The 19,984-nt window shown below is 63.4% G+C and carries 17 protein-coding genes; 11 read left to right on the top strand and 6 right to left on the bottom strand.

Annotation, left to right across the window (positions count from 1 at the left end):
- Window positions 1–8: 8 nt before the first annotated feature.
- The 3 genes from rplI to E3U47_RS07045 all read left to right on the top strand — a co-directional run bounded on the left by rplI (window position 9) and on the right by E3U47_RS07045 (window position 4,446).
- A complete protein-coding gene (gene rplI / locus E3U47_RS07055) occupies window positions 9–455 on the top strand; it encodes a 50S ribosomal protein L9 (protein ID WP_134690280.1) in 447 nt (148 codons plus the stop codon).
- Window positions 456–568: 113 nt separating this feature from the next.
- A complete protein-coding gene (gene dnaB, locus E3U47_RS07050; protein ID WP_134690279.1) occupies window positions 569–1,966 on the top strand; it encodes a replicative DNA helicase in 1,398 nt (465 codons plus the stop codon).
- A gap of 176 nt (window positions 1,967–2,142) precedes the next feature.
- Window positions 2,143–4,446: a YgiQ family radical SAM protein gene (locus E3U47_RS07045; protein WP_134690278.1), complete on the top strand. Its 2,304-nt coding sequence runs from the start codon at window positions 2,143–2,145 to the stop codon at window positions 4,444–4,446.
- A 120-nt stretch (window positions 4,447–4,566) separates the two neighbouring features.
- Here the strand turns inward: E3U47_RS07045 and E3U47_RS07040 are convergent, their stop codons facing one another.
- Window positions 4,567–5,154: a TIGR00730 family Rossman fold protein gene (locus tag E3U47_RS07040; protein ID WP_134690277.1), complete on the bottom strand. Its 588-nt coding sequence runs from the start codon at window positions 5,152–5,154 to the stop codon at window positions 4,567–4,569.
- Window positions 5,155–5,499: 345 nt separating this feature from the next.
- Here E3U47_RS07040 and azu point away from each other — a divergent pair, with 345 nt between their 5' ends.
- Window positions 5,500–5,946: an azurin gene (gene azu, locus E3U47_RS07035; RefSeq protein ID WP_134690276.1), complete on the top strand. Its 447-nt coding sequence runs from the start codon at window positions 5,500–5,502 to the stop codon at window positions 5,944–5,946.
- A gap of 70 nt (window positions 5,947–6,016) precedes the next feature.
- Here azu and nadE read toward each other — a convergent pair whose 3' ends face one another.
- Window positions 6,017–6,844 carry an ammonia-dependent NAD(+) synthetase gene (gene nadE / locus E3U47_RS07030; RefSeq protein WP_134690275.1) on the bottom strand — a complete coding sequence of 276 codons (828 nt, stop codon included), beginning with the start codon at window positions 6,842–6,844 and terminating at the stop codon, window positions 6,017–6,019.
- Window positions 6,845–6,847: 3 nt separating this feature from the next.
- Window positions 6,848–8,053, bottom strand: a complete 1,206-nt coding sequence (gene pncB, locus E3U47_RS07025) for a nicotinate phosphoribosyltransferase (protein WP_134690274.1) — start codon at window positions 8,051–8,053, stop codon at window positions 6,848–6,850.
- Window positions 8,054–8,518: 465 nt separating this feature from the next.
- On the opposite strand from pncB, the gene E3U47_RS07015 reads away from it, so the two are divergent.
- From E3U47_RS07015 to E3U47_RS06990, 6 genes are all read left to right on the top strand, one after another.
- Window positions 8,519–9,655, top strand: a complete 1,137-nt coding sequence (locus tag E3U47_RS07015) for a branched-chain amino acid ABC transporter substrate-binding protein (RefSeq protein WP_134690272.1) — start codon at window positions 8,519–8,521, stop codon at window positions 9,653–9,655.
- A gap of 156 nt (window positions 9,656–9,811) precedes the next feature.
- Entirely contained in the window at window positions 9,812–10,726 is a 915-nt protein-coding gene (locus tag E3U47_RS07010) for a branched-chain amino acid ABC transporter permease LivH (RefSeq protein WP_134690271.1), read from the top strand.
- 2 nt (window positions 10,727–10,728) lie between these two features.
- Window positions 10,729–12,030, top strand: coding sequence for a high-affinity branched-chain amino acid ABC transporter permease LivM (gene livM, locus E3U47_RS07005; RefSeq protein ID WP_134690270.1), 1,302 nt, complete (start codon window positions 10,729–10,731; stop codon window positions 12,028–12,030).
- Window positions 12,027–12,902 carry an ATP-binding cassette domain-containing protein gene (locus tag E3U47_RS07000; protein ID WP_134690269.1) on the top strand — a complete coding sequence of 292 codons (876 nt, stop codon included), beginning with the start codon at window positions 12,027–12,029 and terminating at the stop codon, window positions 12,900–12,902. The genes livM and E3U47_RS07000 overlap by 4 nt, the downstream gene beginning before the upstream one ends.
- Complete coding sequence (locus tag E3U47_RS06995; RefSeq protein WP_134690268.1) at window positions 12,899–13,615, top strand: ABC transporter ATP-binding protein; 717 nt, start codon at window positions 12,899–12,901, stop codon at window positions 13,613–13,615. The genes E3U47_RS07000 and E3U47_RS06995 overlap by 4 nt, the downstream gene beginning before the upstream one ends.
- A gap of 654 nt (window positions 13,616–14,269) precedes the next feature.
- Entirely contained in the window at window positions 14,270–15,037 is a 768-nt protein-coding gene (locus tag E3U47_RS06990) for an SDR family oxidoreductase (RefSeq protein ID WP_134690267.1), read from the top strand.
- Window positions 15,038–15,154: 117 nt separating this feature from the next.
- Here the strand turns inward: E3U47_RS06990 and E3U47_RS06985 are convergent, their stop codons facing one another.
- From E3U47_RS06985 to E3U47_RS06975, 3 genes are all read right to left on the bottom strand, one after another.
- Window positions 15,155–16,243, bottom strand: coding sequence for an AGE family epimerase/isomerase (locus tag E3U47_RS06985; protein ID WP_134690266.1), 1,089 nt, complete (start codon window positions 16,241–16,243; stop codon window positions 15,155–15,157).
- A gap of 86 nt (window positions 16,244–16,329) precedes the next feature.
- Window positions 16,330–16,962 (bottom strand): TetR family transcriptional regulator, encoded by a 633-nt coding sequence (locus E3U47_RS06980; protein ID WP_134690265.1) that lies wholly within the window; start codon window positions 16,960–16,962, stop codon window positions 16,330–16,332.
- Between the two features lie 122 nt (window positions 16,963–17,084).
- A complete protein-coding gene (locus tag E3U47_RS06975; protein ID WP_134690264.1) occupies window positions 17,085–17,540 on the bottom strand; it encodes a phage infection protein in 456 nt (151 codons plus the stop codon).
- Between the two features lie 339 nt (window positions 17,541–17,879).
- Between E3U47_RS06975 and E3U47_RS06970 the strand changes: the two genes are divergently transcribed.
- Entirely contained in the window at window positions 17,880–19,946 is a 2,067-nt protein-coding gene (locus tag E3U47_RS06970; RefSeq protein WP_134690263.1) for an AsmA family protein, read from the top strand.
- Window positions 19,947–19,984 lie beyond the last annotated feature (38 nt).

The following is a 19,984-nucleotide window of genomic DNA, read 5'->3' as shown; positions in this document are numbered from 1 at the left end:
TTTACCAAATGGAACTGATCCTGCTGGAAAAAGTCGCCAACCTGGGCAACCTGGGCGACAAAGTAAACGTTAAGGCTGGTTACGGCCGTAACTACCTGCTGCCGTTCGGCAAGGCCACCGTTGCCAACGCCGCCAACCTGGCCGCGTTCGAAGAGCGCCGCGCCGAGCTGGAAAAAGCTGCAGCAGACAAGAAAGCTTCGGCTGAAAGCCGCGCTGCCCAACTGGCCGAGCTGGAAGTGACCATCACTGCCACCGCTGGCGACGAAGGCAAGCTGTTCGGTTCGATCGGCACCCACGACATCGCTGACGCCCTGACCGCCTCCGGCGTTGAAGTGGCCAAGGCTGAAGTTCGTCTGCCGAACGGCACCATCCGTCAGGTTGGCGAATACGACGTAGCCGTGCACCTGCACAGCGACGTCGAAGCCACCGTACGCGTGGTCGTCGTAGCTGCCTAAGCGGCTTTAATCGACTGGCCCCTGGTGGGTCAGGCGGTTAACATCGGGCACGGTCCTGTTTCCTACAGGCCGTGCCCTTTGTCTTTTTCATCTTCCAGAATTTTTTCGTGGCCATGAACGAGATCACTACCTCCGAACAGCTCGACCTGCAAACCGCTGCGCTGAAGGTGCCGCCGCATTCCATCGAGGCCGAACAGGCCGTGCTCGGTGGCCTGATGCTGGAGAACAGCGCCTGGGAGCGGGTGCTGGACCAGGTTTCGGACGGTGACTTCTACCGGCATGACCATCGCCTGATCTTCCGCGCCATCCACAAGCTGGCGGACCAGAACCAGCCGTTCGACGTGGTCACGTTGCACGAGCAGTTGGACAAGGAAGGCCTGTCGACCCAGGTCGGCGGGTTGGCCTACCTGGCCGAGCTGGCCAAGAACACCCCGTCGGTGGCCAACATCAAGGCCTACGCCGCGATCATTCGCGAGCGGGCCACGCTGCGCCAGCTGATCAGCATCAGTACCGACATCGCCGACAACGCCTTCAACCCGCAAGGGCGCAATGCCGAGGAGATCCTCGACGACGCCGAGCGGCAGATCTTCCAGATCGCCGAAGCGCGGCCGAAGACCGGCGGCCCGGTGGGGGTCAACGAGCTGTTGACCATGGCCATCGACCGCATCGACACGCTGTTCAACTCCGACAGCGACATTACCGGCATCTCCACCGGCTACACCGACCTGGACGAGAAGACCAGCGGCCTGCAGCCGGCCGACCTGATCATCGTTGCCGGCCGTCCGTCGATGGGCAAGACCACCTTCGCCATGAACCTGGTGGAAAACGCCGTGCTGCGCAGCGACAAGGTGGTACTGGTGTTTTCCCTCGAGATGCCAGGTGAGTCGCTGGTCATGCGTATGCTCTCCTCGCTCGGGCGCATCGACCAGACCAAGGTGCGTTCCGGCCAGCTGGACGACGACGACTGGCCACGCCTGACCTCGGCGGTGAACCTGCTCAACGATCGCAAGTTGTTCATCGACGATACCGCCGGCATCAGCCCGTCGGAAATGCGCGCGCGTACCCGGCGCCTGGCCCGTGAACACGGCGAGATCGCCATGATCATGGTCGACTACCTGCAGTTGATGCAGATTCCAGGCTCTGCCGGCGACAACCGGACCAACGAGATTTCCGAGATCTCCCGCTCGTTGAAAGCCCTGGCCAAGGAATTCAACTGCCCGGTGATCGCCCTGTCGCAGCTCAACCGCTCCCTGGAGCAGCGCCCGAACAAACGCCCGGTGAACTCCGACTTGCGTGAATCCGGTGCGATCGAGCAGGACGCCGACGTGATCATGTTCGTCTACCGCGACGAGGTGTATCACCCCGAGACCGAGCACAAGGGCGTGGCCGAGATCATCATCGGCAAGCAGCGTAACGGCCCCATCGGCTTTATCCGCCTGGCGTTCATCGGCAAGTACACCCGCTTCGAGAATCTCGCGCCGGGCATGTACAACTTCGACGACGACGAATAAGCCACTGGCCGCTTCGCCGGCAAGCCGGCTCCTATGGGTGGATGCAGGAGCCGGCTTGCCGGCGAGCAGGCTGGTATCGCTCGCCCATGAATCCGACCATCACCGTCGGATTTGGTCAAAATTTGTGCTATATTCCGCGCCCGCGATTTTCCTGCACACCAGAACCGGTCACTGACATGCAAGCAGCCAAACCACTCTACGACTATCCCAAGTACTGGGCCGAATGCTTCGGGCCGGCGCCTTTCCTGCCCATGAGCAGGGAGGAGATGGATCAGCTCGGCTGGGATTCCTGCGACATCATCATCGTGACCGGGGATGCCTACGTCGACCATGCCTCGTTCGGCATGGCCATCATCGGCCGCCTGCTCGAAGCCCAGGGCTTTCGTGTAGGCATCATCGCCCAGCCCAACTGGCAGTCCAAAGACGACTTCATGAAGCTCGGCGAGCCGAACCTGTTCTTCGGCGTGGCCGCGGGCAACATGGACTCGATGATCAACCGCTACACCGCGGACAAGAAGATCCGCTCCGACGACGCCTACACCCCTGGCGGCCTGGCCGGCAAACGCCCGGACCGCGCCAGCCTGGTGTACAGCCAGCGCTGCAAGGAAGCCTACAAGCATGTGCCGATCGTGCTCGGCGGCATCGAGGCCTCGCTGCGCCGCATCGCCCACTATGACTACTGGCAGGACAAGGTCCGCCATTCGATCCTGATCGACGCCAGCGCCGACATCTTGCTGTACGGCAACGCCGAGCGCGCCATCGTCGAGGTGGCCCAGCGCCTGTCCCAGGGCGAGCGTATCGAAAGCATCACCGATATTCGCGGCACCGCCTTCGTGCGCCGTGACACCCCCGAGGGTTGGTTCGAGATCGACTCCACCCGCATCGACCGCCCGGGCCGGGTCGACAAGATCATCAACCCCTATGTGAACACCCAGGACACCCAGGCCTGCGCCATCGAGCAGGCCAAGGGCGACCAGCAAGACCCGAACGAAGCCAAGGTGGTGCAGATCCTCGACAGCCCGAGCGTGACCCGCGAGAAATCGGTCATCCGCCTGCCGTCGTTCGAGAAGGTGCGCAATGACCCGGTGCTCTATGCCCACGCCAACCGCGTGCTGCACCTGGAGACCAACCCGGGTAACGCCCGCGCCCTGGTGCAGAAGCATGGCGAGGTGGATGTGTGGTTCAACCCGCCACCCATTCCCATGACCACCGAGGAAATGGACTACGTGTTCGGCATGCCGTACGCGCGCATCCCGCACCCGGCCTATGGCAAGGAGCGCATCCCGGCCTACGAGATGATCCGCTTCTCGGTCAACATCATGCGTGGCTGCTTCGGTGGCTGCACCTTCTGCTCGATCACCGAGCACGAAGGGCGGATCATCCAGAACCGCTCGCACGAGTCGATCCTGCACGAGATCGAGGAAATGCGCGACAAGGTGCCGGGCTTCACCGGCGTGGTCTCCGACCTTGGCGGGCCGACCGCCAACATGTACCGCATCGCCTGCAAGAGCCATGACATCGAGAAGCACTGCCGCAAGCCGTCGTGCGTGTTCCCGGGCATCTGCGAGAACCTCAACACCGACCACAGCTCGTTGATCGAGCTGTACCGCAAGGCTCGCGCACTGCCGGGGGTGAAGAAGATCCTGATCGCCTCGGGCCTGCGCTACGACCTGGCGGTGGAATCGCCGGAGTACGTGCGCGAGCTGGTCACCCACCATGTCGGTGGCTACCTGAAGATTGCCCCGGAGCATACCGAGCGTGGTCCGTTGGACAAGATGATGAAGCCGGGGATCGGCACCTACGACCGCTTCAAGCGCATGTTCGAGAAGTTCTCGAAAGAGGCGGGCAAGGAGCAGTACCTGATCCCGTACTTCATCGCCGCCCACCCGGGCACCACCGACGAAGACATGATGAACCTGGCCTTGTGGCTCAAGGGCAACGGCTTCCGCGCCGACCAGGTGCAGGCGTTCTATCCCTCGCCCATGGCCTCGGCCACGGCCATGTACCACTCGGGCAAGAACCCGCTGCGCAAGGTCACCTACAAGAGCGAAGGGGTTGAGATCGTCAAGAGCGAGGAGCAGCGTCGCCTGCACAAGGCGTTCCTGCGCTACCACGACCCGAAAGGTTGGCCGATGCTGCGTGAAGCGCTACAGCGCATGGGCCGTGCCGACCTGATCGGGCCGGGCAAGCACCAGCTGATCCCGCTGCACCAGCCGCAGACCGATAGCTACCAAAGTGCCCGGCGCAAGAACTCGACCCCGGCCGGCAGCCACAAGGTGGGCAAGGACCAGAAGATCCTCACCCAGCACAGCGGCCTGCCGCCACGCGCCAGCGATGGCAGCAAGCCGTGGGACAAGCGCGAGAAGGCCAAGGCCGAGGCGTTCGCCCGCAACCAGCAGGCGGCCAAGGAGCGCAAGGAAGCGGCCAAGGGTGGTGGCGGCAAGGGCAAGAAGCCGCGTCAGCCGGTCATTCCGCGCTGATCATGCACGGGGCCGCGTTGCGGCCCTTTCGCGGCACAAGGCCGCTCCTACAGGTGAGCGCATTGCCCTGTAGCAGCGGCCTTGTGCCGCGAAAGGACCGCAAAGCGGTCCCCTTAGCGTTCAATCCGGTTTCTTGTCGACCCACTTCGGCGCCACCGGCGCGACGAATTGCTCCATCCCGTCCAGCAGTTCATTTGGTTGCTCCCCGAGCAACAGCATCGCCCGGTGCTGTGGGCGCACGAAGCCCTCTTCGACGATATGGTCGAGGAAACCACTGAGCTTTTCATAGAAGCCATTCACATCCAGTAGCCCCAGCGGCTTGGCGTGATAGCCCAGTTGCCCCCAGGTCCATACCTCGAACAATTCCTCCAGCGTGCCCAGGCCACCGGGCAGGGCGATGAAGGCGTCGCTGAGCTCGGCCATGCGCGCCTTGCGCGCATGCATGCCGTCCACCACTTCCAGGCGGGTCAGGCCCTTGTGGCCGATCTCGGCGTTCATCAGGCTCTGCGGAATGATGCCGATGACTTCGCCACCGGCGGCCAGCGCGGCGTCGGCGACGGTGCCCATCAGGCCGACCGCGCCACCGCCGTAGACCAGGGTCAGGCCGCGGCGGGCGATGGCCTGGCCGAGAGCGATGGCCGCTTCACGGTAGGCAGGGTTGGCACCGATACTGGCGCCACAGAAGACACAAACGGAACGTACAGGCATTGCTTATCTCCCTTTACATGCGCGCACAGGGTAAGGCGCATGCCTGTCGCTTCCAAGCAGATCATTCGGGGCGGGCGAACTCGCAGATGGCGCCACTGGCACCGTGGGCATAGGCGGCGAGCAGGCTGTTCATGAAACTGGCAAGGGACATTTCATTCAACTCCTAAATGAGAGGTTGTCCCATCGTCTATCAAGAGGGCATGATGTGCACTTTGATTGGTTGTATACAATCTATTGAACAAATTTACTGCCTGGCCACTTGACGGCTCTTGACCCATATCAGGGACGGGCGTTCCGGTTTCAGGCAATCTCGCAATTGATAAAACCCTGCCAAGGAGATTCATGATGTTTGCGAAAGCTGTAGCGGTATCCCTGCTGACCCTCGCCAGCGCCTCCGTCTTTGCCGCCGACTGCAAGGTGACTGTCGACTCGACCGACCAGATGTCGTTCAACACCAAGGAATTCACCATCGACAAGAGCTGCAAGACCGTCGAGATCGAACTGACCCACGGTGGCAGCCTGCCGAAGAACGTCATGGGCCACAACCTGGTCATCAGCAAGACCGCTGATATGCAGGCCATCGCGACCGAAGGCATGTCGCAAGGCCTGGACAAGGACTACATCAAGGCCGACAACGCCGCGATCATCGGCCACACCAAGATGATCGGCGCCGGCGAAAAAGACACCATCAAGCTCGACACCGCCAAGCTGGAAGCCGGCGGCGACTACAGCTTCTTCTGCACCTTCCCGGGCCACATCTCGATGATGAAGGGCAAGGTCGTCGTCAAGTAATCAAAACCTGACGCAATGCCCTGTGGGAGCGGCGGCGCACCGCCGCTCCCACAATTGTTTCTACACCTGATCAAGGGGCGAACGGCAGTTCGCGCTTGTGCTGGGTCTTGCGATAGGTGGCGACGATGATGTCGAACGCCTCCTGGCTCACCGACTCACCGTGCAGGAAGGCGTCGATCTGCTGGTAGGTCACGCCGTGGGACGCTTCGTCCGGCTTGCCCGGTTCGAGATCTTCCAGGTCTGCGGTCGGTACTTTCTCCACCAGCGATTCCGGCGCGCCAAAGCTGCGCGCGATGTCCCGCACCTGCTTCTTCACCAGCCCGCTCAGCGGCGCCAGGTCGCAGGCACCATCACCAAACTTGGTAAAGAAGCCCATTACCGCTTCGGCCGCATGGTCCGTGCCGATCACCAGGCCAGCACGGGCACCGGCGACGGTGTACTGGGCGACCATGCGCGTGCGCGCCTTGACGTTGCCGACGACGAAGTCGACCAGGGTCGGCGAGCCGTTTTTCAGTTCCTCGACCTCCGCCGCCAAGGCCTTTACGGCTGGGGCGATGTCGATGGTGTGCACCTCGTCGGCCTTGATCACGTCCAGGCAGGCCTGGGCGTCGTGCTCGTCGTGCTGCACATGGTACGGCAGGCGCACGGCGATGAAGGTATAGGCCTTGTCGCCGGTTTCGGCGCGCAGTTCGTTGATGGCGCGCTGGGCGAGCAGGGCGGCGGTCAGCGAGTCGACACCGCCACTGATGCCCAGCACCAGGGTCTTGAGCCGGGCATTGGCCAGACAGTCCTTGATGAACGCCACGCGCCTGGCGACTTCCGTCTCCAGCGCGGCGGCATCGGCGAACGGCGGCTGCACCTTCAGTGCCTGGGCAATCTCTTGCTGTACGGCTTGCATGGGTTACTCCTTGCTGGGGACTTTGAATACGTGGCGCATATAGGCGACGAAGTTGGCGTCGCGGCACTGGGTCTTGGCGGCTTCGTCGGAGATCTTCGCCACCGGCGAGCCGTTGCAGTCGGTCATTTTAAGCACGATGCTCATGGGCGCCACGCCGGGAATGTCACAGGTCAGGTTGGTGCCGATGCCGAAGCTGACATTGATGCGCCCACGCAGGGCGCGGAAGATTTCCAGCGAGCGGGTCAGGTTCAGGCCATCGGAGAACACCAGGGTCTTGGTCATCGGGTCGATGCCGAGCTTCTGGTAATGGGCGATGGCTTTTTCCGCCCACTGTACTGGGTCGCCCGAGTCGTGGCGCAGGCCGTCGAACAGCTTGGCGAAGTACAGGTCGAAGTCGCGCAGGAAGGCATCCATGGTGATGCAGTCGGTCAGGGCGATGCCGAGCAGGCCGCGGTACTCGCGGACCCAGCAGTCCAGCGCGGCGATCTGGCTATCGATCAGCCGTGGGCCGAGCTGCTGGTGGGCCATGATCCATTCGTGGGCCATGGTGCCCAGCGGCTTGATGTCCAGTTTCCAGGCCAGGTCGACGTTGCTGGTGCCGACGAAGCGCCCCGGGAAGTCATCGCGCAACACCTGCACCACCTCGGCCTGCACCCGGCTGGAGAAGCGCCGGCGGGTGCCGAAGTCGGCCACCTGCAGTTCGGCCAGCTCGTCGGCGCTGGCGTGGGCGCGCAGCCAGTCGAACTTGCGGTGCAGCTGGTCGCGGGCTTCGCTCAGGCGCATGCGCGGATGCAGGTGGCGGTTGCGCACTTCGCTGATGATCGCCAACAGCGGCACCTCGAACAGGATCACGTGCAGCCATGGGCCTTTCAGGCGCAGGAACAGCTGGTCGTTGTCGATGCCGATACGCACATAGCGCAGGTTGAAGCGGAACAGGCGCAGAAAGCGCAGGAAGTCCGGCTTGAGGAAGCTGATGCGCTCGAGGAAGGCCAGCTGGCTGTCATCCAGGGTGAGCTCGGCGAGCAGCTCGAGCTGGTGGCGGATCTCGCCCAGGTAGGGGCGCAGGTCCTCGCCATTGCGGCAACGAAACTCCCATTCGACATCGGCGTCCGGGTAGTTGTGCAGCACGGCCTGCATCATCGTCAGTTTGTAGAAGTCGGTGTCGAGCAGGTTGTGCACGATGCGCTCGGCGAATGCGCTCTCGCTCATCAGGGGGAAGCTCCAGGGCGGGCAATGCTGGGTATTGTGCCAGCCTTTGCGGCTTTGATGTGCCTCTTCGCCGGCAAGCCGGCTCCTACAGGCAACCTACACCTGGTGGCCGAGCAGGTAATTTTCCGTGCGCCAGCTAGCCTTCAAACAGTGCTCCCTGTAGCAGTCGCGCACCAGTGGTGTGCAGTTCGGTGACGTCCGCTGTTACAGCGTGGTTGCACGTTAACACTTGCCAGGGTTGCAATGATGGCACTCGACGGTTGCTCCTTGTCTAGGCGTGTCGGTGGCGCTTGCCTCATGGCAGACGGTTGCACGCTCAATAAAGAAAAGGCCGTCGGTCGCATCCCCGCGCCCTTCACAGTGTGTTTTCCCAGAAGACAAATCCAATGGCACGGCCCTTGCTCGGAGCAGAGGGCTGAGAAGTTGTAGTGCCAACCAAAAAAAATATTCTAGGAGCACCACCTCATGTCGCAGACGTTTTACAAGAAAGGTTTCCTGGCACTGGCTGTAGCCACCGCACTGGGTGTTTCTTCGTATGTTCAGGCCGACATCAAGATCGGCGTCGCGGGCCCGATGACCGGAGCCAACGCAGCGTTTGGCGAGCAGTACATGAAAGGTGCGCAGGCCGCGGCCGACGTGATCAACAAGGCCGGCGGCGTCAACGGCGAGAAGATCGTCCTGGTCAAGGGCGATGACGCCTGCGAGCCCAAGCAGGCCGTGGCCGTGGCCAACCGCCTGGTCGACCAGGACAAGGTGATCGGCGTGGTCGGCCACTTCTGCTCCTCCAACACCATCCCGGCCTCCGAGGTCTACGACGAGGCCGGGGTGATCGCCATCACTCCAGGCTCAACCAACCCACAGGTCACCGAGCGCGGCCTGAACGCCATGTTCCGCATGTGCGGCCGTGACGACCAGCAGGGCATCGTCGCCGGCAACTACATCGTCGACGTGCTCAAGGGCAAGAAGGTGGTGGTGCTGCACGACAAGGACACCTATGGCCAGGGCCTGGCCGACGCGACCAAGGCGCAGCTGGTCAAGCGCGGCGTCACCCCGGTGCTGTACGAGGGCCTGACCCGCGGCGAGAAAGACTTCAGCGCCGTGGTCACCAAGATCCGCGCCGCAGGTGCCGATGTCGTCTACTTCGGCGGCCTGCACCCGGAGGCCGGCCCGCTGGTACGCCAGCTGCGCGAGCAGGGCCTGAAGGACGTGGCGTTCATGTCCGACGATGGCATCGTCACCGACGAACTGGTGGCCACCGCCGGCGGCGCCCAGTACACCAACGGCGTGTACATGACCTTCGGCGCCGACCCGCGCCTGCTGCCCGACAGCAAGGCGGTGGTCGAGGAGTTCCGCAAGAACGGCACCGAGCCAGAAGGCTACACCCTGTATGCCTACGCCTCGGTCCAGGCCCTGGCCGCCGCGTTCAACGGCGCCAAGTCGAACAAGGGCGAGGACGCCGCCAAGTGGCTCAAGGCCAACCCGGTCAAGACCGTCATGGGCGAGAAGAAGTGGGACAGCAAGGGCGACCTGACCGTCTCCGACTACGTGGTCTACCAGTGGGATGCCAACGGCAAGTACCACCAGCTGGAAAAACAACAATAACAACGGCCTCCGGCCCGGGCGCGCGACGCCCCGGGCCGCTGCCCCGCGGTACCTGTCATTGTCAGTAGATGTGCACAGTTCTGCGCTGCGAGGGCCGCTGCATCCGGGCCCTGCGTGGTCGGCGCTCGTGCAATCTCAATCAGGTGAGATTGCGTTATGGATGGTATTTTCCTGCAGCAACTGGTCAACGGCCTGACCCTCGGGTCGGTCTACGGCCTGATCGCCATCGGCTACACAATGGTCTATGGCATCATCGGCATGATCAACTTCGCGCACGGCGAGGTGTACATGATCTCCGCGTACCTGGCGGCGATCAGCCTGGCATTGCTGGCCTATTTCGGCATCGAGTCGTTCCCGCTGCTGATGCTCGGCACGCTGTTGTTCACCGTCGTGGTCACCGGGGTCTATGGTTTCACCATCGAACGCATCGCCTACAAACCCCTGCGCAACTCCACACGGCTGGCGCCCTTGATCAGCGCCATCGGTATTTCGCTGATCCTGCAGAACTACGCGCAGATCAGCCAGGGCGCCCGCCAGCAAGGCGTGCCGACCCTGCTCGAAGGGGCCATGCGCGTGGAGGTGGGCACAGGCTTCGTGCAACTGACCTACACCAAGATCTTCATTCTCGTGGCCGCCTTCGTCGGCATGGGCCTGCTCACCTACGTGATCAAGTACACCAAGCTCGGACGCATGTGCCGGGCCACCCAGCAAGACCGCAAGATGGCCTCGATCCTCGGCATCAACACCGACCGGGTGATTTCCTACGTGTTCGTCATCGGTGCGGTGATGGCCGCGCTGGCCGGCGTGCTGATCACCATGAACTACGGCACCTTCGACTTCTACGCCGGCTTCATCATCGGCATCAAGGCCTTCACCGCCGCGGTGCTCGGCGGTATCGGCTCGCTGCCGGGGGCCATGCTCGGCGGGATTATCCTGGGGATCTCCGAGTCGCTGTTCTCGGGCATGATCAACTCCGACTACAAGGACGTGTTCAGCTTCTCGCTGCTGGTGATCATCCTCATCTTCCGTCCACAAGGCCTGCTGGGCCGCCCACTCGTGGCTAAGGTGTGAACATGTCTGTTGCCAATACTGCCCAAGCTATACAAAGCAAAGGTTTCGACCTCAAGCGCAGCCTGATCGAAACGCTGGTCGCCGGCCTGCTGGCGCTGATCGTGTTCGGCCCGGTGGTCGGCGTGGTGCTCGACGGCTATAGCTTCAATGCCCAACCCTCCCGCGTGGCCTGGCTGGTCGGCGCGGTGATGCTGGGGCGCTTCGTGCTCAGCCTGTTCCTGCAGACCGCCGCCGGCCAGCGCATCCAGCAAGGCTTCGACAGCGGCGGCTCCGGCGTGCATGTGCTGGCGCCCAACTACAAGACGCGGCTGCGCTACATCATCCCGGCGTTGATCGTGATCGCCATCGTGTTCCCTATCTTCGCCAACAAGTACCTGCTGACGGTGGTCATCCTCGGCCTGATCTACGTGCTGCTGGGCCTGGGGCTGAACATCGTGGTGGGCCTGGCCGGCCTGCTCGACCTCGGCTATGTGGCGTTCTACGCCATCGGCGCCTACGGCCTGGCGCTGGGCTACCAGTACCTGGGCCTGGGCTTCTGGAGCGTGCTGCCACTGGCGGCCATCGCCGCGGCGCTGGCCGGGTGCATACTCGGCTTCCCGGTGCTACGGATGCACGGCGACTACCTGGCCATCGTCACCCTGGGCTTTGGCGAGATCATCCGCCTGGTGCTGAACAACTGGCTGTCGTTCACCGGCGGCCCCAACGGCATGCCAGCGCCGGCGCCGACCTTCCTGGGCCTGGAGTTCGGCCGCCGGGCCAAGGACGGCGGGGTGCCGATCCATGAGTTCTTCGGCTTCGAATACAACGCCAACCTCAAGTTCGTGTTCATCTACGCGGTGCTGTTCCTGGTGGTGCTGGCGGTGCTGTACATCAAGCACCGGTTGACCCGCATGCCGGTCGGGCGCGCCTGGGAAGCGTTGCGCGAAGACGAGATCGCCTGCCGCTCGATGGGCCTGAACCATGTGTTGGTCAAGCTCTCGGCGTTCACCCTGGGGGCTTCCACCGCCGGCCTGGCCGGGGTGTTCTTCGCCACCTACCAGGGCTTCGTCAACCCGTCGTCGTTCACCTTCTTCGAGTCGGCGCTGATCCTCGCCATCGTCGTGCTTGGCGGCATGGGGTCGACCGTGGGCGTGGTAATCGCCGCCTTCGTGCTGACCGTGGCGCCGGAGCTGCTGCGCAGCTTCTCGGAATACCGGGTGCTGCTGTTTGGCGTGCTGATGGTGCTGATGATGATCTGGCGACCGCGAGGGCTGATCCGCATCAGCCGTACCGGCGTGGTCCCGCGTAAAGGAGTGGCGCCATGAGCGACGATATCATTCTGTCGGTCGACAACCTGATGATGCAGTTCGGTGGGATCAAGGCGCTCAGCGATGTCAGCCTGAAGGTCCGGCGCAACCAGATCTTCGCCCTGATCGGCCCCAACGGTGCCGGCAAGACCACTGTGTTCAACTGCCTGACCGGCTTCTACAAGGCCAGTGGCGGGTGCATCGAGCTGAACGTGCGCGGCAGCACCACCAATGTCATCCAACTGCTGGGCGAACGCTTCCAGGCGGCGGACTTCGTCTCCCCGGCGCGCTTCGCCAACCGCCTGTACTACAAGATGTTCGGCGGTACCCATCTGGTAAACCGCGCAGGCCTGGCGCGAACGTTCCAGAACATTCGCCTGTTCAAGGAAATGTCGGTGGTGGAAAACCTGCTGGTGGCCCAGCACATGTGGGTCAACCGTAACCTGCTGGCCGGGGTGCTCAACACTCCCGGTTATCGCAAGGCCGAGAGCGACGCGCTGGACCATGCCTTCTACTGGCTGGAGGTGGTCGACCTGGTGGATTGCGCCAACCGCCTGGCCGGCGAGCTGTCGTACGGCCAGCAGCGGCGTCTGGAAATCGCCCGGGCAATGTGCACGCGGCCGAAGATAATCTGCCTGGATGAACCGGCCGCTGGCCTCAACCCTCAGGAAACCGAGGCGCTGAGCCGCATGATCCGCGTGCTGCGCGACGAGCACGACATCACCGTGGTGCTGATCGAACACGACATGGGCATGGTCATGAGCATCTCCGACCATATCGTCGTGCTCGATCACGGCAACGTGATCGCCGAGGGCGCGCCGCAGGATATCCGCAACAACCCGACGGTGATCGCCGCCTACCTGGGTGCCGATGAAGAGGAACTGGTATGAGTGCACCCATTCTCGAGCTGAAGGACCTGGACGTGTTCTACGGGCCGATCCAGGCGCTGAAAAAGGTCTCGATGCACATCGACGAGGGCGAGACGGTGAGCCTGATCGGCGCCAACGGCGCGGGCAAGTCGACGCTGCTGATGTCGATCTTCGGCCAGCCGCGGGCGGCGTCCGGGCAGATCGTCTACCGCGGCACCGACATCACCCGCAAGTCGTCGCACTACATCGCCTCCAACGGCATCGCCCAGTCCCCGGAAGGGCGCCGGGTGTTCCCCGACATGACCGTCGAGGAAAACCTGATGATGGGTACCATTCCCATTGGCGACAAGCACGCCGATGCCGACATGCAGCGCATGTACGAGCTGTTCCCGCGGCTCAAGGAGCGGCGCAACCAGCGCGCGATGACCATGTCCGGCGGTGAGCAGCAGATGCTGGCGATTGCCCGGGCGTTGATGAGTCGGCCCAAGCTGCTGCTGCTTGACGAGCCGTCGCTGGGGCTGGCGCCGATCGTGGTCAAGCAGATCTTCGCGACCCTGCGCGAGCTGGCGCAGACCGGCATGACCATCTTCCTGGTCGAGCAGAACGCCAACCATGCGCTGAAGCTGTCGGACCGCGCCTACGTGATGGTCAACGGACAGATCCGCATGACGGGCACCGGGCAGGAGCTGTTGGTCAACGAGGAGGTGCGCAGCGCCTATCTAGGCGGGCACTGATTGAGTTTGCAAAGATCGCGGGGCAAGCCCGCTGCCACGGGTGCCTATTGGCTACGTGGCAGCGGGCTTGCCCCGCGATGCGTTTTATGCCAGACGGCAAATGTGGACAACTTGTCGCATATCTTTCTTGAAGCACTCCACAACCCCGCTGCAAGCCCTTGTTTCCACAGGTGGAAAACTTTCCACGGATTATGTGGAACCGCCTGTGGAAAACATGGTGGCATCTCTCGCTATCCCTTGATTCTCAAAGCCTGTAGCGAGTTGTTTGTTTTTTGATCAGTCCCCTTGCTGGCTGATTCCACAGCGTATTTTCGACCATTCGGCATTGCTGCCCAGCCTTGCTCAATGCTGTGGATAACTCTGTGCAAAAACCTTGGACAGACCGCCACAGGCAGCATGCTTGAAAGCCTTGAGCCATCATGGGCGGATTTCCGCGGCAGCCCTGGGTTCCCCTGACCCGACGAGTTGCCCCCAATCCATGGGGAAAGCCTTGTGGATAAGATGCGCATAGCCTTGGCAAAGCCATCTGTTGCGGGGGCTTGGTGCATCTGTTGGTTTTTTGCACAGTGCTGGAAACGGTTGTCGGCAAGCCGCGCGTTGGGCATGCTGCGAGGCTTGCAAAAGGCAACCCACCGCTAAGGAAAGGAGAAGAGCATGACGTCCACCGTATTCATCACTGGCGCGACTTCCGGTTTCGGTGAGGCCACCGCCCGCCGGTTCGCCGACGCCGGCTGGAAACTGGTGCTCACCGGTCGACGCAAGGAGCGTCTGGATGCGCTGTGCGAGGAACTGTCGGCCAAGACCGAAGTGCACGGCCTGGTGGTCGATGTGCGTGATCGCCAGGCGATGGAGGCCGCCATCGCCAGCCTGCCGCCGAGCTTCGACAAGCTCCAGGGGCTGGTCAACAACGCCGGCCTGGCGCTGGGCGTGGATGCCGCGCAGAACTGCAGCCTGGACGACTGGGAAACCATGGTCGACACCAACATCAAGGGCCTGATGTACACCACCCGCCTGCTGCTGCCGCGGCTGATCGCCCATGGGCGCGGCGCGTCGATCCTCAACGTCGGCTCGGTGGCGGGTAACTATCCGTACCCGGGCGCCAACGTCTATGGTGGCACCAAGGCTTTCGTCGGTCAGTTCTCGCTGAGCCTGCGCTGCGACCTGCGTGGCACCGGGGTACGGGTGAGCAACATCGAGCCGGGGTTGTGCGAAAGCGAGTTCTCGCTGGTGCGCTTCGGCGGCGACCAGGCCAAGTACGACGCCACCTACGCCGGTGCCGAGCCGATCCAGCCGCAGGACATCGCCGAGACCATCTTCTGGATCCTTAACCAGCCGGCGCACATCAATATCAACAGCCTTGAGCTGATGCCGGTGAGCCAGGACTGGGCAGGGTTCTCCATCGACCGCTCGGTCAAGGGCTGAATCTTGTGATGGGGCCCGCTTTGCGGGCCATTCGCCGGCAAGGCCGGCTCCTACAGGCATGGCGCCGATCTAGAACGTGACGCGGTCCCTGTAGGAGCGGGTTTACCCGCGAAAGCGTCAGTTCAGGCGCTGCAAGCCTTCCAGGCAGGTCGCCAGGTGATACGGCGTCGTCGATGGCATGTCGTGGCGGCTGACCGCGCCATTGCCATCACGGCACTCATGCCAGCCACCGTCATGCAGGAATCGCGATTCCAGCGCCTCTAGTTGCGCCAGCAACCTCACCTCGCTTCCTGGCCGCAAGGCCAGCGCCCGCAGGTACTCGGCCTGGGCCCAGATCCGTTGAGTGGCATCGATGACCTTGCCGTCCACATCCAGCATTGCCAGCACCGCCGTATCCTTCACTCCGCACTGCTCGGCGTAGTCGAAGGCGCGGGTGATGGAGGCGTGCAGCGCTGTCCCGCGCAGCAGCGGCGAGGTGTCCAGCAAGTAGAACCACTCGAACTGATGGCCCGGCTCGAACCAGTTATCCACAGCCCCGCGCGGCTTCTCCAGCATCAGGCCATGGGCCGGTTCGATGAACTGCGCCTGCAGCGCTTCGCACAGCCGCAGCAGCGAATCGCGAACGTCTTCGTCCTCACGGACGGCCAGCACCTGCAGGAAGGCTTCGGCCAGGTGCATCTGCGGGTTCTGCAGCGGGCCGCTGCCCAGGTCCGACCAATCCTCACCCAGGCTGGCCTCGTACAGGCCATCGTCGCGGGCGAACTGTTCGTGGATCACCTCGAGGGCGCCATTGAGCGTGGCTTGCACCAGCCCTTCGCCGACCTTGCCCAGGTAATGGGCGCAGGCGAAGACGATGAAGGCATGGGTGTAGAGGTCCTTACGCCGATCCAGCGGCTTGCCTTGGGCGTCGATGCTATAGAACCAGCCGCCGTGCTCGGCGTCGTGGAAATGCTTCTGCAACGAACGGAACAATGCCGCGGCGCGTTCGGCCGCGCCAGGTTGTTCGATGCGGCTGCTGAACAGGTACAGCTGGCGGGCGCAGGCCATGGCCCGATAGCGTTGCACTGGCAGTGGCCGGTGCAGGGTGTCCAGGGCTTCGTACGGCAGGGCCATGTCGGCGTTCCAGCCAGGCCCCTGCCACAGCGGCACGATGCGCTCGGCGAAATGCTGGCGGAAACGGGTCAATGCAAGGCAGGGGTTGGACATGGTGACGCTCGTGACGGTCGGGCAGGGCGCCATGGTAGCAGAAGTGACAAGGGGTTCGTTCCCACGATCCGGTTTGGGCAAAAGCGTCAACCAGGATTGCCCAGGCCCTGCCAGTGCCGCGCACCGACGAATATGAAGCGCAGTTGCTGGGTGATCTTTTCCTGTGCCGTCAGCGCCTGTGCATGGCCCGGTTCGGGGCTGTCGATCAGCTCGGGCAACGTGGCGAACACGGTCTTGACCACCAGGTCGGCCATCACCGCCAGGGCGGCGCCGTCCAGGTGTCGCCAGCGCGGCATGCGCGCAAGGTCGGTGGCCAGGTCGCTGCTGATGTCCTGGCGCAGGCGGGCGATGGCTTGGCGCACCGCTTGCGAACCGCCGTATTGCTCGCGGGCGAGGAACAGGAACTGCGCGCGGTGGGCGGTGACTACATCGAGGAAGATGCGCACCGAGGCGTCGGTGATGCCACCCAGCTCGAATTCGTTGTGCCGCACCAGGCGGATGGTCTGGCGGAACGTGGTATCGACCTCGGCCACCAGGGCCAGGCCCAAGGCGTCCATGTCGGGGAAGTGGCGATAGAAACCGGTGGGCACGATACCGGCGGCCTTGGCCACCTCACGCAGGCTGATACTGCCAAAGCCTCGGCCGCTCTCCATGAGCTGGCAGGCGGCATCCAGCAGGGCCTGGCGGGTTTGTAGCTTCTGTTCGGCGCGCGGCAGCATGGGGCAGGCTTCTATGACGGTACGGCTGGGCATTCTGGATAGAAAAACGAAGCCCGGTCAATGGACCGGGCTTGGAGGGGAGCAGTTGCTGTGCGCAGGGCTGTTGTTTTCGGCCATGACGATCAGCTCACACGGCTGAGTTCGACCAGACGATCCGAGCCACCTTCGGCGACACGGTTGTTGCGTTCGATCAGGCGATCCGAGCCACCTTCGGCGACGCGGTTGTTGCGTTCGATCAGGCGATCCGAGCCACCTTCGGCGACACGGTTGTTGCGTTCGATCAGGCGATCCGAGCCACCTTCGGCGACACGGTTGTTGCGTTCGATCAGGCGATCCGAGCCACCTTCGGCGACACGGTTGTTGCGTTCGATCAAGCGATCCGAGCCACCTTCGGCAACACGGCCGGCGCGTTCTTGCAGGCGTTCGGCGCCACCTTCTGCCAGGGTGTTCAGCGGTTGCGCTACAGTGGCCGTGCTGGAGCGCGATTCAGCGTTCAGATGCTGGTCGGCGGCCGGCAGGGCGAAAGCGTTGGCAGCAAGGACAGACAGGGTCAGGCTCAGCAGCAGATGGCGTTTCATGATTCGGTGCTCCTCTCGGGGGCTGGAAAGTGGGTACGGAGCCAATGCTACGCTCGGTAACCACAGAGAGAAGTTCATCAGGATAATGGTAACAATCGACGTGATTGATACTGAGTCGCAGGCGCTCTGGCGCAATGTTTACAGGGCCCCCTCCAAGAAAGTGGCACGCCAATGACCCGGTAACAACGGCGATCGCCACCGACCAAAAGCTGAGAAAGGCGTCAGGAAAAACCTGGTTATCATGGCCTGCGGATTAAACCCGGCGGGTTTTCATCAGTCCGACATAATGAGTGCCATTATCGCGCCGCCCTTGTGCCATGCAGTCAGGAGAATCCCGCAATGACGCGCCCTGCCAGAATCCTCATCTGGACCTTCGCCACCCTCGCCACCTTGCTGGCGATCCTGGTGGTGGTCATCGCCACCTTCGACTGGAACCGCGTCAAGCCGCTGCTCAACGAGAAAGTTTCCGAGGCCCTGCACCGCCCCTTCGCCATCAATGGCAACCTCGCCGTGCATTGGCGCACCGAGCCCGAGGAGGGCGGCTGGCGGGCGTTCGTGCCCTGGCCGCATTTCACCGCCGAGGACCTGAGCCTGGGCAACCCCGATTGGCTCAAGGAGCCGCGCATGGTCGGCCTGGAACGGGTGGAGTTCCGCCTGGCACCGCTGCCGCTGATCGTCCAGCGCATCAGCATCCCGCGGATCGACCTGGTCAAGCCCACTGCCAGCCTGACCCGGCTGGCCGATGGCCGGGCCAACTGGGTGTTCGACTTCGGGCCCAAGGACGAGAACCAGGCACCCTCCAGCTGGGAGCTGGATATCGGTGCCATCGGTTTCGACCAGGGCAACATCAGCTTCGACGACCAGACCTTCAAGACCCGCATGAAGGTCCAGGTGGACCCCTTGGGCAAGCCGGTGCCGTTCAGCGACATCGTCGGCAAGGCCCGCGCCGAGAAAGCCGGCAATGCCCAGGACTACGCCTTCGGCCTCAAGGCCCAGGGTAGCTACAAGGGCCAGGCGGTGGTCGGCACCGGCAAGATCGGTGGCCTGCTGGCATTGCAGGACGCCGCCCAGCCGTTCCCCTTGCAGGCCGACGTGCGCATCGGCGACACCCATGTCGCCCTCGCCGGAACCCTGACCGACCCACGCAACCTCGGCGCCCTCGACCTGCGCCTGAAACTTGCCGGCAGCAGCCTGGGCAACCTGTATCCGCTGACCGGGGTGACCCTGCCGGATACCCCGGCGTACGCCACCGACGGCCACCTGACTGCCAACCTGCATGCGCCGCAGGGCGCGCGCTTTCACTATGAGGGCTTCAACGGCAAGATCGGCGACAGCGATATCCATGGCGACCTGGCCTTCGTCGCCAGTCAGCCCCGGCCCAAGCTGTCCGGCAACCTGGTGTCCAACCAATTGCTGTTCAAGGACCTGGCGCCGCTGATCGGCGCCGACTCCAACAGCGAGCAGAAGGCCCGGGGTGGCGCCAGCAAGCAACCGGCGGACAAGGTATTGCCGGTGGAGGAATTTCGTACCGAGCGCTGGCGGGCCATGGATGCCGACGTGACCTTCGCCGGCAAGCGCATCGTGCACAGCGAGAAGCTGCCGTTCAACGACCTGTCGGCCCATGTGATCCTCGAGGACGGCCTGTTGCGCCTGGAGCCGCTGCGTTTCGGCGTGGCCGGTGGCAACCTGGCGTCGAACATCCGTCTGGACGGGCGCAGCACGCCGATGCAGGGGCGTGCCCAGCTGACCGCGCGCGGCTTCAAGCTCAAGCAGCTGTTCCCCAGCTTCGCGCCCATGCAGACCAGTTTCGGCGAGCTCAATGGCGACGCCGACATCACGGGCCGGGGCAACTCGGTGGCAGCTTTGCTTGGCACCGCCAACGGTGACCTGCGCCTGTTGATCAACGACGGCGCGATCAGCCGCAGCCTGATGGAAATCGCCGGGCTCAACGTCGGCAACTACGTGATCGGCAAGCTGTTCGGCGACGAAGAGGTGAAGATCAACTGCGCGGCGGCCGATGTCGGCATCAAGGATGGCCTGGCCACTACCCGCTTGTTCGTGTTCGATACCGAGAACGCGATCATCTATATCAACGGCACGGCCAATTTCGCCAGCGAGCAGTTGGATTTGAAGATCACCCCGGAATCGAAAGGCCTGCGCTTGTTCTCGCTGCGCTCGCCCCTGTATGTACGCGGGCCGTTCGCCAAGCCCAGTGCCGGGGTGCAGGCGGTGCCGCTGGCGTTGCGCGGCGCCGGGATGGTGGCCCTGGGCGTGGTGGTCGGGCCGGCGGCGGGGCTGCTGGCGCTGATTGCGCCGAGCAGCGGCGATGCGCCCAACCAGTGCACGCCGTTGCTGCAGCAGATGCGCGCCGGCAAGGCGCCGGCGGCGGTGAAAGGCAAGAAATAGGGCCGCTTTGCGGCCCTCTCGGCTCCCACAGGTCCAGC

The organism is Pseudomonas sp. RIT623 (assembly GCF_004519305.1).
In the GTDB taxonomy this organism is placed as follows: Bacteria; Pseudomonadota; Gammaproteobacteria; order Pseudomonadales; family Pseudomonadaceae; genus Aquipseudomonas.
This window is presented reverse-complemented; position numbering and strand designations above follow the sequence as displayed.